13 protein-coding genes and 1 riboswitch are annotated in these 16140 nt (G+C 65.5%); of the genes, 12 read left to right on the top strand and 1 reads right to left on the bottom strand.

Annotated features, from left to right (window positions below; translation table 11 throughout):
* Positions 1-36: 36 nt before the first annotated feature.
* Both GRI47_RS08915 and GRI47_RS08910 read left to right on the top strand, forming a co-directional pair.
* Complete coding sequence (locus GRI47_RS08915) at positions 37-765, top strand: ATP-binding cassette domain-containing protein (RefSeq protein ID WP_160660907.1); 729 nt, start codon at positions 37-39, stop codon at positions 763-765.
* 8 nt (positions 766-773) lie between these two features.
* Entirely contained in the window at positions 774-1970 is a 1197-nt protein-coding gene (locus GRI47_RS08910) for an ABC transporter permease (RefSeq protein ID WP_160661389.1), read from the top strand.
* A 21-nt stretch (positions 1971-1991) separates the two neighbouring features.
* On the opposite strand, the gene GRI47_RS08905 is transcribed toward GRI47_RS08910, so the two are convergent.
* Positions 1992-3800 carry a glycoside hydrolase family 3 C-terminal domain-containing protein gene (locus GRI47_RS08905; RefSeq protein WP_160660906.1) on the bottom strand — a complete coding sequence of 603 codons (1809 nt, stop codon included), beginning with the start codon at positions 3798-3800 and terminating at the stop codon, positions 1992-1994.
* 251 nt (positions 3801-4051) lie between these two features.
* On the opposite strand from GRI47_RS08905, the gene GRI47_RS08900 reads away from it, so the two are divergent.
* From GRI47_RS08900 to gcvPB, 10 genes are all read left to right on the top strand, one after another.
* A complete protein-coding gene (locus tag GRI47_RS08900; RefSeq protein WP_160660905.1) occupies positions 4052-5035 on the top strand; it encodes an ArsR/SmtB family transcription factor in 984 nt (327 codons plus the stop codon).
* Positions 5032-5958 (top strand): methylenetetrahydrofolate reductase [NAD(P)H], encoded by a 927-nt coding sequence (gene metF, locus GRI47_RS08895; RefSeq protein WP_160660904.1) that lies wholly within the window; start codon positions 5032-5034, stop codon positions 5956-5958. Before GRI47_RS08900 ends, metF begins: the two co-directional genes overlap by 4 nt.
* A complete protein-coding gene (locus GRI47_RS08890; RefSeq protein ID WP_160660903.1) occupies positions 5955-7001 on the top strand; it encodes a homocysteine S-methyltransferase family protein in 1047 nt (348 codons plus the stop codon). The genes metF and GRI47_RS08890 overlap by 4 nt, the downstream gene beginning before the upstream one ends.
* Before the next feature lie 10 nt (positions 7002-7011).
* Positions 7012-7539, top strand: coding sequence for a GNAT family N-acetyltransferase (locus GRI47_RS08885; RefSeq protein ID WP_160660902.1), 528 nt, complete (start codon positions 7012-7014; stop codon positions 7537-7539).
* A gap of 7 nt (positions 7540-7546) precedes the next feature.
* Positions 7547-10144, top strand: a complete 2598-nt coding sequence (gene metH, locus GRI47_RS08880; RefSeq protein ID WP_160660901.1) for a methionine synthase — start codon at positions 7547-7549, stop codon at positions 10142-10144.
* Positions 10120-11058 (top strand): sulfite exporter TauE/SafE family protein, encoded by a 939-nt coding sequence (locus GRI47_RS08875; RefSeq protein WP_160660900.1) that lies wholly within the window; start codon positions 10120-10122, stop codon positions 11056-11058. Before metH ends, GRI47_RS08875 begins: the two co-directional genes overlap by 25 nt.
* A gap of 104 nt (positions 11059-11162) precedes the next feature.
* Positions 11163-11270: riboswitch (glycine riboswitch) on the top strand.
* A gap of 171 nt (positions 11271-11441) precedes the next feature.
* Positions 11442-12632, top strand: coding sequence for a glycine cleavage system aminomethyltransferase GcvT (gene gcvT, locus GRI47_RS08870; protein WP_160660899.1), 1191 nt, complete (start codon positions 11442-11444; stop codon positions 12630-12632).
* Positions 12633-12635: 3 nt separating this feature from the next.
* Positions 12636-13007, top strand: a complete 372-nt coding sequence (gene gcvH, locus GRI47_RS08865) for a glycine cleavage system protein GcvH (protein ID WP_160660898.1) — start codon at positions 12636-12638, stop codon at positions 13005-13007.
* 45 nt (positions 13008-13052) lie between these two features.
* Positions 13053-14414 carry an aminomethyl-transferring glycine dehydrogenase subunit GcvPA gene (gene gcvPA / locus GRI47_RS08860; RefSeq protein ID WP_160660897.1) on the top strand — a complete coding sequence of 454 codons (1362 nt, stop codon included), beginning with the start codon at positions 13053-13055 and terminating at the stop codon, positions 14412-14414.
* Entirely contained in the window at positions 14411-16129 is a 1719-nt protein-coding gene (gene gcvPB, locus GRI47_RS08855; RefSeq protein ID WP_160660896.1) for an aminomethyl-transferring glycine dehydrogenase subunit GcvPB, read from the top strand. The genes gcvPA and gcvPB overlap by 4 nt, the downstream gene beginning before the upstream one ends.
* The last annotated feature ends 11 nt before the right edge of the window (positions 16130-16140 follow it).

The raw sequence follows: 16140 nt of genomic DNA, 5'->3' as shown, positions 1-16140 counted from the left end.
GCGGCCGGCCCGCAGTGAGGTACGGCGGATAATCGCGTGACCGATGCACCGATCATCGAACTGGAAGGGATCACCAAGACCTTCGGCACCGGAGCGGCGGCGTTCCAGGCGCTGAAGGGCGTCGACCTGGCGATCGCGCGCGGGGATTTCGTCGCCGTCATGGGTCCGTCCGGTTCGGGTAAGTCGACGACGATGAACATTCTCGGTTGCCTCGACACGCCGACCAGCGGGACGTTCCGGTTTCGCGGGGTCGAGGTCCAATCCCTGTCGCGCGACCAGCGCAGTATGTTGCGACGCCGCTATCTCGGTTTCGTGTTCCAGGGCTTCAACCTGCTCGCCCGCACCAGCGCGCTCGAAAACGTCGAGCTCCCGCTGCTCTATCGCGGCGAGACCAAGAAGGCGCGGCGCGAGGCGGCGGAACGCTCGCTCGACAAGGTGGGGCTGCTTCCCTGGGCCAGCCATACGCCCGCCGAATTGTCGGGCGGCCAGCAGCAGCGCGTCGCCATCGCCCGCGCGCTCGTGACCGATCCCGACGTGCTGCTGGCGGACGAGCCGACGGGCAATCTCGACACCGAACGCTCGGTCGAGATCATGGAGCTGCTGAGCGGCCTCAGCGATACGGGGATCACCGTGCTGATGGTGACTCACGAAGAGGAGATGGCGGCCTATGCGCGCACCATCGTCCATTTCCGCGACGGGTTGGTCGAACGCAGCGAAACCGGAGTGCGGGCCGGGGCGCGGGCTGGCCGCGAGGGCGTGACATGAGGCTGCGGATGTTCGGCGCGACCTTGCTCTTGGCCTTTCGCGAGATCCGGCGGCATTTGCTGCGCAGCTTCCTGACGACGCTCGGCATCATCATCGGCGTCGCGGCGGTCATCACCATGGTCACGCTGGGGCGGGGCCTGACCGCCGATGTGCAGGAAGATATCGCCGGCCTTGGTTCCAACGTCTTCATCGTTTTCCCCGAAAGCGTCGAGGGACGCGCTCCGCCGCCCTTCGAGGATGCCGACATCCGCGCGGTCGAGCGGCAGATTCCGGGCGTGGTGAGCGCGGCGGGTACGGCGCAGACGGGTGCGACCGCCTTTCACAACGGGCAGGACTGGCGCACCAGCGTCCAGGGCGCCGATCCCGCTTTCTTCGCCGCGCAATCGATCGACGTCGAGGAGGGCCGCGGCTTCAACGCGCAGGAGGTCGAAAGCGGCGAGGCGGTCTGCATTCTCGGCACCAAGGTGGTCGACGAGATCTTCGTCGAGGGCGAGGTGCTGGGTGAACAGATGCGGATCGGCAATGTCAGCTGCCAGGTGATCGGCACGGTCGGCGAGCGGTCATCCGGCGGGGGCGGGGGGCAGGACGCGAACGATGTCGTCTTCATGCCGCTGAAGACCGTCCAGCGCCGCTTTACCGGGGCGGGCAACGTCCAGTTCTTCGTGGTGAAATACGACGATTCCTACACCAATTCCTCGATCCAGCAGCAATTGATCGATCTCTTGCGCGAACGCCGCGTGATCCAGGAAGGCGAGAACAACGATTTCAACATCGTCGATACCGCCGACATCAACGAGACGGTCAACAACGTCACCGGCACGATGACGGCGGTCGTCACGGTGATCGCGGCGATCAGCCTTCTGGTCGGTGGGATCGGGATCATGAACATCATGTTGGTCAGCGTGACGGAGCGCACGCGCGAGATCGGCATCCGCCTCGCCATCGGGGCCCTGGCGAAGGAGGTGAGGATGCAATTCCTGACCGAAGCGGTGGTGCTGTGCTGTTTCGGCGGGCTGCTCGGCATCCTGCTGGCGCTCGGCCTGTCGATGTCGCTCGCGAACGCGATCGACCTGCCGTTCCTGTTCGATCCGGTAGTCAATATCGTCAGCTTCGTCTTCAGCGCGATCATGGGCGTGATCTTCGGATATTACCCGGCGCATCGCGCGAGCAAGCTCGATCCGATCGACGCGCTACGTCACGAATAGAAGCGGGCGCCACGAACAGATTTAGGCGCTGCGACTGGCTCCCGAACCCGGTGTATCGCGCAGCGCGGCAGGCACGGACATCGCCCGGGCGAGGTCCACCGGAATGTCGATCTCGCCGCGCTGGCCGTTGATCGCGTCGCGTCCGACGAAGATCGCGTGACGGCCCGCAGCGACCCGCTGGGGCGCGAGACCGTCCGCCTGCCCCAGCTCCTCGACCCCCAGTTCGAAGCGGATATCCAGAATGCTCCCGGCGGGAACCTCGACATGCTGAAAAGCGCGCAGATCGCGCGCGGGCGCACCCGGAGTGCGGACATAGAGCTGGATGATATCGATGACGGCGTGGGAGTGGGGATTGTGCAGCTTCACCTGTACGGAGACCCGGTCGCTGCCGAATTCGAGCGAGAGATCCGTCTGCCGAAGCGCACCATAGCTCAAACCGTGGCCGAAGGGGCAGGCATGGGGTTCGTCCGCCTGACCGAGCGACAGGGGCAGCCTTCCGCTCGGTGCCGCCTTCCCCGTCACGATCGCGCCCAGCGCCTCGGCAAAGCCGCGGGTCGGTCGCCAGGTCTGGAGATGTCCTGCGAGGCGCTCTGGCAGGCACGCCGGATCGAGCGGGCGCGCCGTGGCGGCAAGCAGTACGCAGCGACTGTTGGCGTGGACAAGCGCGGAGAGCAGGGCGCTTGCCGCCTCACCCAGGCGCGGTAGGCCTGTCCCCTCCACGCAAAGGGCATCGCCGATGCAGACCAGCACCGTCTGGGCGCGCGAGGCGGCGTCGGACGCGATCCCGATCGCCATCCCGTCGGCGGCAAAAAGGGCGGTCGGCGCATCGATTGCGTCCTGCCGCAAGGCGAGGCCCGAAAGCTTGCGTGCCGACACCCCCGCCGTACCGAGCGCGCTGGAGACAGTATCGGCGAGACCGTCGCCGCAATCCACGCACAGCACCGTCTCGGCCTGTTCGGGCAGGGGCAGGGTGCTGCCTTCGTTGCGCAGGAGCACCATGGACTTGCGCGCTAGAACGATGCGCTCGGCATCCCCCGTTTCCGATCCGGCGGGTTTCGCTGCGTCGAGGCGGTTATAGGGATCACGGAACAGGCCGAGCTGCGCCTTGGCAAGCAGGATACGCCGCACCGCATCGTCGAGCTTTTCCGAATTCGTGTCGGTGCCCGAATGCCAGTCGGCAAAATCCCGGCCCGCAAAGAGGTCGCTCGTCGCGAAGGGTGGTCTGTCCGACGTCAATCGCGGACCGGATTGGGAGGGAGGGTCGGTTCGCAGCAGGGCCAGCGCATGGCCTTCGTCCGCCAGATCGGAACCGAAGTCCCGCCCAGACAGGCCGCGCACAACGGCATCGCGTATCGACTGCGCGAGAAAGGGCGATTCGCCCGAATAGCCACGACCCCTGATTGCACCTGCGAGGAGGAAGGGAGGCGTCGCGAGCCAAGTCAGGCCCCTTTCACTGGCCGCCTCCGCCGTTCGGCGTGCGACCGCCTCGACCGCTTCGGGGCTCCAGCTCGCGGCCATGGCAAGCGGCGATGGCCAGGCCGCTTCGTCGATCGGCGCAGCGAACAGCAGCGGGATGCCGATCCTCGTCTGTTCGATGGCGATGCGCTGCAACTGTCGGGCTTCCTCGCGCGAGCGCGGCCCGACGATCGTCCCCACCCGCCCGGCGCGTAGCTTTTCGACCAGCGTGTCCTCGACCCGGTCAGGCCGGTCGGCGAAGGAAGACAGCTCTTCGGTTTGAAGCTGGCCGCGCTTTTCCGCGACGGTCATATGCGCCAAAAGGTCTTCGACGAAGCGCAGCAGATTGGAGCGCAGAGCGACGGATAGCGGCATGGCTCAGCCACCCGCCGATAGAAGGCGGGAGAAAACCGTAAAGGTCGGCCGAGATTGCAAGCCGATATCTCCGCAACATGAGGCCCGCGCGATCTATGGCGGGCCCGGAACAGGTGCGGATGGTTTGACGAACAGCGGTTAACATCCGGTTTTCTCTCCATTCGGGATAGCGAAAGGGAGCCTTGCCTCGACGCATGAGCGTTGCCAGAAAGGCAATTTACACACTTGCAGATATCTTTATATTGCGAGTGATGGATATCGAGGCGATCTTTCGGGCTCTGGCGGACGGGACGCGCCTTCGTATCATGCGCCTGCTCGGCTCGATGGAATTGTCGGTGGGGGAGGTCGCGCAGGTCCTCGGTCAGAGCCAGCCGCGCGTATCGCGCCATGTCGGCATCCTCAGTGCCGCCGGTCTGGTCGAACGGCGCAAGGAAGGGAGCTGGGTCTTCTTGCGGGCGCGCCATGGGGGCGATGCGTCGGACGCCGTCGGCGGAAGGATCGAAGAGCTGCTCGAAGCCTGCGAGGGCGAGGATCGCGATTTCGGCGCGGCCTGCGAGCAGGACCGGCGCCAATTGGCACAGATCCGTACCGCCCGCGAGAAAGAGGCGGCGTCCTACTTCGCCGATCATGCCGAGGATTGGGACGAGGTTCGCCGCCTCCACAGTTCGGACGAACAGGTGGAACACGCCCTGGCCGCGGCGCTGGGCGATTATCCGCTCGGTCGCCTGCTCGATATCGGGACGGGGACGGGCCGGATGGCGGAGCTGTTCGCACGCTCCGCCGAGCGGATCGTCGCGCTCGATAAGAGCCTCGCCATGCTACGCGTCGCGCGTGCCAAATTGCAGCATCTTCCGACCGAGCGGGTCGAGCTGGTGCAGGGCGATTTCGCCCAGCTGCCCTTCAACGATGCGAGTTTCGACACGGTCCTGTTCCATCAGGTGCTGCATTTCGCGCAGGACCCCGCGCTCGCCATCGCCGAGGCCGCGCGGGTCCTGAGGCCCGGCGGCAAGGTCGCGATCGTCGATTTCGCGGCCCATCGGCACGAGGAATTGCGCGAACGCCACGCCCATGCCCGCCTCGGATTCTCGGATGCGCAGATGCAGACGCTGCTGACGGATGCGGGACTGGCGCAGCAGCCCCCCCTATCGCTCGACGGAGGAACCCTGGTGGTCAAGATATGGATAGCCCTCGCGGCGGACGAAAACCTGCCCGCCAGAACGGCGGCGGCGTCATGAGCCCCACGCTCGATCAGATGCGCGAAGCGCAGCGCGCTCTGGAAGCGCCGATGTTTTCCGACCTTGTTGGCGATATCGAGGTCAGCTTCGAATTCTTCCCGCCCAAGAGCGAGAAGATGGCCGAAACGCTGTGGCAGAGTGTCGAGACGCTGAAGCCGCTCGATCCGCGTTTCGTATCGGTGACCTATGGCGCGGGCGGGTCGACGCGCGAGCGCACGCACGAACAGGTCGTCCGCATTCAGAACGAGGCCCAGATTCCCGCCGCTGCCCACCTCACCTGCGTCGCCGCGACGCGCGAGGAGGTCGATGCGGTGGCCCGGCATTACTGGGAGGAGGGCATCCGCCATATCGTCGCCCTGCGCGGCGATGCGCCCGATAGCGAGGCGGGTTATGCGCCCCATCCCGGCGGCTACGAGAACGCGGTCGATCTCATCAAGGGATTGAAGAAGGTCGGCGATTTCGAGATTTCGGCCGCCGCCTATCCCGAGATGCATCCCGATTCGAAAGATCGCCAGGCGGATCTCGACAATCTCAAGGCCAAGTTCGACGCGGGCGCGACGCGCGCGATCACGCAATTCTTCTTCGAGCCGGAATGTTTCTTCGATTTTCGCGACCGCGCGGCGGCGGCGGGGATCGAGGGGGAGATCGTGCCGGGCATCATGCCGGTGATGAGCTTCGCCGCGGTACAGAAGATGTCCGGCCTGTGCGGCACGGCGATCCCGCACTGGATGGAGGGGCTGTTCGAAGGCCTCGATGAAAAACCCGAAGCGCGCCAGCTGGTCAGCGCCACCATCGCCGCCGAACTCTGCCGTCGTCTCTATGCGGGCGGCGTGCGCCAGTTCCATTTCTACACTCTCAACCGCGCCGAGCTGAGCTATGCCATCTGCCATATGCTCGGCCTGCGCCCGAAAGCCGACACATGACCAAACGCGAAGACTTCGAAACGGCCGCCAAGGCGCGCATCCTGATCAAGGACGGCCCCTACGGCACCGAAATCCAGCGCGCGAAGCTCTCGCCCGAGGATTATGCGGGCGATACCGGGCTGAATCATGACCAGAAGGGCAATAACGATCTCGTCAATCTGACCCAGCCGCAGGTCATCCGAAAGATCTGCGACAGCTATATCGATGCGGGCGCGCATATCCTCGCCACCAACACCTTCAACGCCAATCGCATCAGCCAGGCCGATTACGGCGCGGAAGGGCTGGTGCGTGACATCAACGTGTCCGCCGCGCGCATCATCCGCGAGGCGGTCGACGAGCGGAGCGCGAAGGACGGCATCCCCCGCTTCGTCGCGGGCGCGGTGGGGCCGACCAACAAGACGCTTTCGCTCTCCCCCGATGTCGAGGACCCCGGCTTTCGCGAGGTCGATTTCGACACCATCGTCGATGTCTACCGCGAACAATGCGCCGCCCTGATCGAGGGCGGGGCGGATTTCATCCTGATCGAGACGGTGTTCGACACGCTGAATTGCAAGGCCGCGATCATGGCGGTCAAGCAGCTCGAACGCGAACTCGGTACCGATATCCCGCTGATGATCTCGCTGACGCTGACCGACCTGTCGGGCCGCAACCTGTCGGGCCATACTGTGGAGGCGTTCTGGTATACCGTGCGCCACGCCAAGCCGCTGACGATCGGGCTGAATTGCAGCTTCGGCGCGGAACAGCTGCGCCCGCATGTCCAGCTGCTGTCCGATATCGCCGACACCTATCTGATGGCCTATCCCAATGCAGGCCTCCCCAACGATCTCGGCGAATATGACGAACTGCCCGAGACGACCGCATCGCTGACGCGCGTATGGGCCGAGAACAGGCGCATCAACGCGCTGGGCGGCTGCTGCGGATCGACGCCCGATCACATCGCGGCGATGGCGCGCGCGGTCGAAGGCGTGACGCCGCGCACCGTGCCTGAGGTCGAGGCCGATATGCAGCTCGCCGGGCTCGAACCCTTTACGATCGCGGCGTGATCGGAGCGGCATGAGCGCAACCGCCCGACCCGATATCGCCATTCGCGAAGCGAGCGCGGGGGATGCGGCGCGCCTGTCGCTGGTGGCCGATGCGACTTTCCTCGAAACCTTTGCCGGCATGATCGATGGCGAGGCGCTGGTGACGCACTGCGCGCGCCATCACGCGGTCGATCACCTGCGCGAGCGATTGGCAGGCGGTGCGCGAGCTTGGCTGGCGGAACTCGACGGCGCGCCGGTCGGCTATGCGATGCTGACTGCGCCGGAACTCGACGCTTCGGGACCGGGCGATATCGAGCTCAAGAAAATCTACCTTCTCTCCCGCTTTCATGGCGGCGATACGGCAGCGCGCTTGCTGGCGAGCGTCATCGCCGGAGCAGCGGAGCATTCGCGCCTGCTGCTGGGCGTGAAGGACGACAATCACCGCGCGATCGGCTTCTATGCGAAGCACGGCTTCCGCCAGATCGCAACGCGCCGCTTCGATGTCGGCGGCACTCTTTATGACGACGTCGTGCTGGCGCGCGATCTCGAACAGGTCTGAGCATTCCATGAGCGATCTTACCACCGCCCGCTTCGTCAATATCGGCGAGCGCACCAATGTCACCGGATCGGCGCGCTTCAAGAAGCTGATCATGGCGGGCGATTATGAACCAGCCGTGGAGGTCGCGCGCGAGCAGGTCGAGAACGGCGCGCAGATCATCGACATCAATATGGACGAGGGCCTGCTCGACGCGAAGCAGGCGATGACCACTTTTCTCAAGCTGATCGCCGCCGAGCCCGATATCGCACGCGTGCCGGTGATGATCGACAGCTCCAAATTCGACGTGATCGAGGCAGGTCTGAAATGCGTCAGCGGCAAGCCGATCGTCAATTCGATCTCGATGAAGGAGGGCGAGGAGCCCTTCCTCGAACACGCTCGTATCTGTCGCGATTATGGGGCGGCGGTCGTGGTCATGGCGTTCGACGAAACGGGACAGGCCGATACCAAGGCGCGCAAGGTCGAAATCTGTTCGCGCGCCTATGACCTGCTCGTCGGGATAGGCTTCCCGCCCGAGGATATCATCTTCGATCCCAACATCTTCGCGGTCGCCACGGGGATCGAGGAGCATGACCGGTATGGCCTCGATTTCCTCGAAGCAGTGGCCGAAATCAAGCGCCGCTGCCCCAAGGCGAAGACCAGCGGCGGCCTGTCCAATCTGAGCTTCAGCTTTCGCGGCAACGAGACCGTGCGCCGCGCGATGCATTCGGTCTTCCTCTATCACGCGATCCCCGCCGGGCTCGACATGGCGATCGTGAATGCCGGTCAGCTCGACGTTTACGACCAGATCGACCCGGAACTGCGCGAGGCGTGCGAGGACGTGATCCTCATGCGCCGTAAGGACGCGACCGAACGTCTGATCGACCTTGCCGAAAGCTATCGCAGCAAGAGTGCGGCGGACGAGAAGGCGGCGGAGGAATGGCGCGGCTGGGACGTGAAGCGCCGGCTGGAGCACGCGCTGGTCAAGGGCATCGACGCGCATGTCGTCGCCGATACCGAGGAAGCGCGGCAGCAATTCGCGCGGCCCATCGAGGTCATCGAAGGCCCGCTGATGGACGGGATGAACGTCGTCGGCGACCTGTTCGGATCGGGCAAGATGTTCCTGCCGCAGGTCGTCAAATCGGCGCGCGTGATGAAGAAAGCGGTCGCGCACCTCATCCCCTTCATCGAGGCGAGCAAGGAACCGGGCGCCAAGGCCAAGGGCACCATCATCATGGCCACGGTAAAGGGCGACGTCCACGATATCGGCAAGAACATCGTCGGCGTGGTGTTGCAGTGCAACGGGTACGAGGTGGTCGATCTGGGCGTCATGGTGCCCTGGTCGCAGATTCTCGCGGCGGCGAACGAGAACCAGGCCGACATGATCGGGCTGTCGGGCCTCATCACCCCGTCGCTGGACGAAATGGTGACTGTGGCGCAGGAAATGCAGTCCGCGAAGATGACCATGCCGCTGCTGATCGGCGGGGCGACCACGAGCAAGGTGCACACGGCGCTGCGGATCGATCCGGCCTATGAAGGCCCGGTGATCCACGTCCTCGATGCCAGCCGCGCCGTCGGCGTCGCGAGCCGGCTTCTGTCGGACACCCAGCGCGACGATTTCGTCACCGACACGGCGGGCGAATACGTCAAGGTCAGGAAGGCGCGCGAAGGCCAGTCGAAAAGCGTCCTGCTGTCGCTCGAAGAGGCGCGCGCCAATTTCTTCGACATCTATCTGTCGGACAAGGCCGCGCCCCCGCTCCAGCCGGGGCGTCACGTCTTTCCCGATTGGGATCTCGCGGAATTGCGCGACTATATCGACTGGACCCCGTTCTTCCGCGCTTGGGAACTGCACGGGACCTATCCCAAGATCCTGGACGACGAGGTGGTGGGCGAGACGGCGACGCAATTGTTCGCCGATGCCAATGCGATGCTCGACCGGATCATCGCGGAGAAATGGCTGACCGCGCGCGGCGTCTGCGGTTTCTGGCCCTGCGCGCGCGATGGCGACGACATCACGCTCCATCTCGACAGCGGCCATGTCACGCTCCCCTTCCTGCGCCAGCAGGTCAAGAAATCGCGCGAGCGGGCCAATATGTGCCTTGCCGATTTCATCGATCCGGCGGGTGACTGGATGGGCGGCTTCGCGGTCGGCATTCACGGGATCGATCCGCATTCCGAACGCTTCCGCGCCGATAAGGACGATTATTCGGATATCCTCCTGAAGGCGCTGGCCGATCGCTTCGCCGAAGCCTTCGCGGAGCGACTGCATCAATATGTGCGCACCGATCTGTGGGGTTATGCGCCGCACGAACAGCTGACCAATCAGGCGCTTATCAAGGAAGAGTATCGCGGTATCCGCCCGGCGCCCGGCTATCCTGCCTGCCCGGATCACTCGTTGAAGCCGATCCTGTTCGATCTGCTCGACGCGCCGGAGAATGCGGGGCTGACCCTGACCGAAAGCTTCGCCATGTGGCCGACCGCGGCGGTGAGCGGGTTCTATTTCGGACATCCCGAAAGCGAATATTTCGGCGTCGCGCGGATCGGGCGCGACCAGCTCGAGGATTACGCGCGGCGGCGCGGAGTCGATCTCGCCACGGCGGAAAGATGGCTGCGGCCCAATCTCGACTGAGCAGGGTGCCGCCCGGCCGCATCGTCCTGATCGGCGGCGCGGTGCTGCTGTTTGCCTACGCAGCGCTCTGGCTGCTGGTCCCGGTTTCGCCCGCCTTGCTGGGCAGCCTGTGGTTCCTGCCCGCAGTCGGGCTCGTCGGGGCGATCATTGCGAATACGTCGGGGACGGGCGGCGGCGTGGTGTTCGTGCCGGTTTTCAACGCCCTGCGCGAACTCGACGTGATGGCGCTCGCGCCCTTGCAGGTGGTCGGCGTGTCGATGGCGATCCAGAGCTTCGGAATGAGCATGGGGGCGCTGCGCTGGACCGACCGGCTGCTGCACCAGCCGGAGCCGGGCGCTTTCGAAGCAAGCGTGAGGATACGGGATTTCGCGCGCGTCGTCCTGTGTGTCCTGGCGCTGTCGCTCCCCGGAATGCTGCTGACCCAGCGGCTCGCCAGCCTCGACCAGCACGCGGTCCTGCTCGCCTATAAGGGCTTTTCCATCCTGCTCGGCAGCGCTCTCATCCTCGCGACCTGGACGGTGAATGCGCGGCGGCAGGAGCGCGATCGGTTAGCAGGGGGCGATCTGTTCGTGCTGGTCGCTATCGGCCTCGTTGGTGGCCCGATCACGGCGCTGTTCTCGGTCGGCGTGGGTGAGCTGGTGGCGCTCTATCTCTTCATCCGCCATTATCCCGTGCTGCTGTGCACTGGGGCGGCCTGCGTGATCTCGGCCGTCAGCGTGATCGCCGGAGCCGTGTGGCATATCGAAGCGGGCACGATCCAGTGGGAGGTCGTCCTGCTCGCGGCGCCCGCCGCCATGCTGGGCGGCTTCTTGGCGCGGCCTGTCGCCTTGTGGCTGGGCGCGAAGCGGTTGAAGACGCTGGACGGGGCGTGGATCGTGCTGTCGGCGCTCTATCTCCTGTGGCTCAACGCGTAAGCCCTCTGACCTGAGCAAAAGCGCCGATCCGCGCCGTTTGCCGATTGACCGGCGTGCGCGAAACGTCCACCGGATAGCGGTCTGCTGCGGAAGCGATTCTGTGGCGGGCGCGCGCGGGAGAGCTCGCGGGGCAGGCCGGTTCCGGTCGGCCCGGCGGCGCCGAAGGAGCAACCGCCCCGGAAACTCTCAGGCAAAGGGACCGCGCGGGCCCTCGACACTCTGGAAAGCGTTGCTCGCGGTGCGAACCGCTGGCGGCCACCGAAGGGGAATGCCAGCTGTCACGGGCAACCGTCATGGCCGGCTAAGCTCTCAGGTTTCCCGACAGAGGGGGCATGGATTTCGATTGCGCCGTTTGCGGCGCCACCATGCTTGCGGGGCCTGATATGAGCGACGACACCGGCGATACGCCCGAAACCACCGAGATGCTGCCGCTGGATGCCTGGCACCGCCAGAAGGGCGCGCGCATGGTGCCCTTCGCGGGCTATCAGATGCCGATCCAGTACAACAAGGAACAGGGCGGCGGCATCGTCGCCGAGCATGACTGGACGCGCGACCAGGCGGGCCTGTTCGATGTCAGCCATATGGGCCAGCTGATGGTCACGGGCGAGAATGCGGCTGCGGAACTGGAAAAGCTGCTGCCGGGCGCCATCGCCTCGCTGAAGCCGGGCCGGGTGCGCTATTCGCTGCTGCTCAATGACGAGGGCGGCATCCTCGACGATCTGATGGTCACCAACGCCACCCCCTGGATCAAGGGCGACGAAGAAGCTGGCACCGAAGGCCATTGGGGCGAACCGGCCTATTACGTCGTCGTTAACGGCGCGATGAAGTGGGATGATATCGCCCATTTGCGCGAACATTTGTCGGACGATGTCACGCTGACCCATATGGACGATCAGGCGCTGATCGCCCTTCAGGGCCCCAAGGCGGCGACGGCGCTGGGGCGGGTGATGCGCGGCGTGCCCGATGATCTCGTCTTCATGCAATCGACCCTTTACCAGTTCGGCGAATGGCCGCTGCGGATCACGCGCGCGGGCTATACGGGCGAGGACGGGTTCGAAATCTCGGTTCCTGCGGAATTCGTCGAATCGCTCGCCAATCGCCTCTGCGCGGAGATCGAGGTGCGCCCGGCGGGCCTGGGCGCGCGCGATTCGCTGCGCCTCGAAGCGGGCCTGCCGCTCTATGGGCACGACCTCACCGCCGATATCGACCCCGTTACCGCCGACCTCACCTTCGCGCTGACCAAGACGCGGCGCGAGAGCGGCGGCTGGATGGGCCACTCCGCCTGCGCGGTGAAACTGGCCGATGGCTGCGCCGACAAGCGCGTGGGCCTCGTCCTCGAAGGCCGCCTGCCCGCGCGCGAGGGTGCGGTGATCTATCACGGCGAGGATGCGGTCGGCCGCGTCACCAGCGGCGGCTTCTCGCCCACGCTCGGCCACCCGATCGCCATGGGCTATGTCATGAGCGATCATGCAGGTGAGGGAACCGAACTCACCGTCGAGGTTCGTAACAAGCGACTGCCCGCTAAGGTCGCCAAGCTCCCCTTCGTCCCCCATCGCTATCACAGAGGAAACTGACCGATGGCCCGTTATTTCACCGAAGAACACGAATGGATCGATGTCGATGGCGACATCGCAACCGTTGGGATCACCGATTACGCGCAGGAGCAATTGGGCGACATAGTGTTCGTCGAACTGCCCGATACGGGAGCGCAGGTTGCGAAGGGCAAGGACGCCGCCGTGGTCGAAAGCGTCAAGGCGGCAAGCGATGTCTATGCGCCCATCACCGGCGAAGTGACCGAAGCGAACCAGGCGCTCGACGAGGACCCGGCGCTGGTCAATTCCTCGCCCGAAGCCGATGGCTGGTTCTTCAAGCTGACCATCGCCGACAAGGGCGAGCTGGACGGTCTGATGGACGAAGCCGCCTATAAGAGCTTCTGCGACGGGCTGTGAGCCTGCTTCCCCCTCCCGATGCGGGAGGGGGCCTTAGGAGTAACCATGCGCTACCTACCCCTGACCGACGCCGATCGCGGTGCGATGCTCGAAAAAGTCGGCGCCTCGTCGATCGACGATCTGTTCGTGGACGTCCCCGAAGAGGCGCGCCTCACCGGCCCGATCCACGGCCTGCCGATGCATGCCAGCGAAATGGCGGTCGAAAAGCATATGCGGCGGCTCTCGAAGAAGAACCTCGCCGCAGCGGACGCGCCGTTCTTCCTCGGGGCCGGGGCCTATCGCCACCACGTTCCGGCCAGCGTCGATCACATCATCCAGCGCGGGGAATTCCTGACCGCCTACACGCCCTACCAGCCGGAAATCGCGCAGGGCACGTTGCAGATGCTGTTCGAATTCCAGAGCCAGGTCGCGCGCCTCTATGGCTGCGCGGTGGCGAACGCATCGATGTATGACGGGTCGACCGCCTGCTGGGAAGCGGTGGCGATGGCGGCGCGCATCACCAAGCGCGATCGCGTGGTGCTCTCGGGCGCCCTGCACCCCCATTACGCCGAGGTCGTGCGCACCATGGCGAAGTTCACCGAGGACGCGATCGCGGGGGCCGAGCCTGCTCTGCAATCCGCGCCCGACAATCAGGGCCTGATCGCGCGGATCGACGACAAGACGAGCTGCGTCGTCGTGCAATATCCCGACATCCTCGGTCGTCTGCCGAACCTTCAGGAGATCGCGGACGCGGCGCATGAGAAAGGCGCGCTGCTGGTCGTCCTCAATACCGAGCCGGTGGCGCTGGGCGCGGTGAAATCGCCGGGCGAGCAGGGCGCGGACATCGTCGTGGGCGAAGGCCAGGCGATCGGCGTCGGCCTCCAGTTCGGCGGGCCGTATCTGGGCCTCTTCGCCGTGCGCGATCCCAAGCATGTCCGCCAGATGCCGGGTCGCCTGTGCGGAGAAACGGTGGATGCGGAGGGCAAGCGCGGCTTCGTCCTCACGCTCTCGACCCGCGAACAGCATATCCGGCGCGAGAAGGCGACGAGCAATATCTGCACCAATTCGGGCCTCTGCGCGCTCGCCTTCAGCGTGCATATGACGCTGCTGGGAGAGAAGGGCCTGCGCGCGCTTGCGGCGGAAAACCACCGCCTCGCCTGCATCGCCGCCGATCGTCTGGCCAAGGTGCCGGGGGTGAGCGTGCTGAACGACAATTTCTTCAACGAGTTCACGGTGCGGATCGGACAGGATGCGCGCGCCGTCGTGCGCAAGCTGGCCGAAGACGGCGTGCTGGCGGGCGTCTCGCTCGGGCGGCTGTTCCCCGGCAATGACGCGCTGGCGGACGGTCTGCTGGTCGCGGTGACCGAGACCACCACCGAGGAGGATATCGAAACGCTCGCCTCCGCTCTGGAAGGAGCCCTGTCATGAACGCGCCCAACAAGTCCGGCTGGAAGCCAGGCACTCCGGTCGAAGGCCATAACGCCGTCAGCGGCCCCGACACCGTCACCGGTAATCGCGCGCTGATGCTGGAAGAGCCGTTGATCTTCGAAATCGGTGGCCCCGACACGACCGGCGTCGATTTCGCGTCTCCCCTCCCCTTTAGGGGAGGGGCCGGGGGTGGGGCCTGTAACGACAGAGGCGCTTCGTCTGATGACAGCCCCCACCCCAACCCCTCCCCTGAAGAGGAGGGGCTTTCGAGCCGCCTCGGCGATCTCGCCCGCTCCGAACCGATCGGCCTGCCCGGCCTGACCGAGCCGGAAACCGTGCGCCATTACACGCGCCTCAGCCGCCAGAACTACGCCATCGATCTGGGCCTGTTTCCGCTCGGCAGCTGCACGATGAAGCACAATCCGCGCCTCAACGAAAAGGTCGCGCGAATGCCCGGTTTCGCCGATGTCCACCCCTTGCAGCCGGTCGATACCGTGCGCGGCGCGCTCGAAGTGGTCAACGAATTGGCGCACTGGCTGATCACGCTGACCGGAATGCACGGCGTCGCGATGAGCCCCAAAGCGGGCGCGCATGGCGAATTGTGCGGCATCCTCTGCATCCGCGCCGCGCTGGAAGCCAAGGGCGATGCGCGCGAGGTCATCCTCGTGCCCGAAAGCGCGCACGGGACCAATCCCGCCACGGCCGCCTTTGCGGGTTACCGGGTGGAGGATATCCCGGCGACCAGCGAAGGGCGCGTCGATCTCGAAGCCCTGAAGGCGCGGCTCGGACCGGACGTGGCGGGGGTGATGATCACCAATCCCAACACCTGCGGCCTGTTCGAGCGGGACATGAAGGCGATTTCCGACGCGGTCCATGCAGCGGGTGGTTACGTCTATTGCGACGGGGCCAATTTCAACGCCATCGTCGGCCGGGTGCGCCCCGGCGACCTCGGCGTCGATGCGATGCACATCAACCTCCACAAGACCTTTTCGACGCCCCATGGCGGGGGCGGGCCGGGTTCGGGTCCGGTGGTGCTGTCCGAAGCGCTCAGCCCCTTCGCACCGCTCCCCTATACCGCACGCACGGCGGATGGCGTGGTGCATCTGGTCGAGGAAGAGGACGCCGACAGCTTCTCCGAAGAGCATTTCGGCGGCAAGATGCAGAGCTTCGGGCGGATGACCGCCTTTCACGGCCAGATGGGCATGTTCACCCGCGCGCTGACCTACATCCTCAGCCACGGCGCGGACGGGTTGCGGCAGGTCGCCGAAGACGCCGTGCTCAACGCCAATTACGTGCTGCGCAGCCTCGAAGACCTGCTGCACGCGCCCTTCGCGCATAGCGGGCCGTGTATGCACGAGGCGCTGTTCGGCGATAAGGGCTTTGCCGAAGGTCTCTCGACTCTCGATCTCGCCAAGGCGCTGATCGACGAGGGGTATCATCCGATGACGATGTATTTCCCGCTCGTCGTCCACGGCGCGATGCTGGTCGAACCGACCGAGACCGAGAGCAAGGCCGCGCTCGACCAGTTCATCATGGCACTGCGCAGCGTGGCCGAACGCGCGATCGCGGGCGATGAAAGCATGAAGAGCGCCCCGCATTACGCGCCGCGCCGTCGTCTCGACGAAACGCAGGCGGCGAGGAAGCCGTTGCTGGCCTGGCAGGGCGAGCTGGCGCCGGGCGGCCGCGCGGTCCGAAGCGAGGTCGGGGGCCGCTGACGCGCGGCGCG

Origin of the sequence: Qipengyuania pelagi, from assembly GCF_009827295.1 — a bacterium.
GTDB classification, from domain to species: domain Bacteria; phylum Pseudomonadota; class Alphaproteobacteria; order Sphingomonadales; family Sphingomonadaceae; genus Qipengyuania; species Qipengyuania pelagi.
The sequence above is the reverse complement of the archived record's forward strand: the minus strand, read 5'-3'. Positions and strand labels throughout refer to the sequence as shown.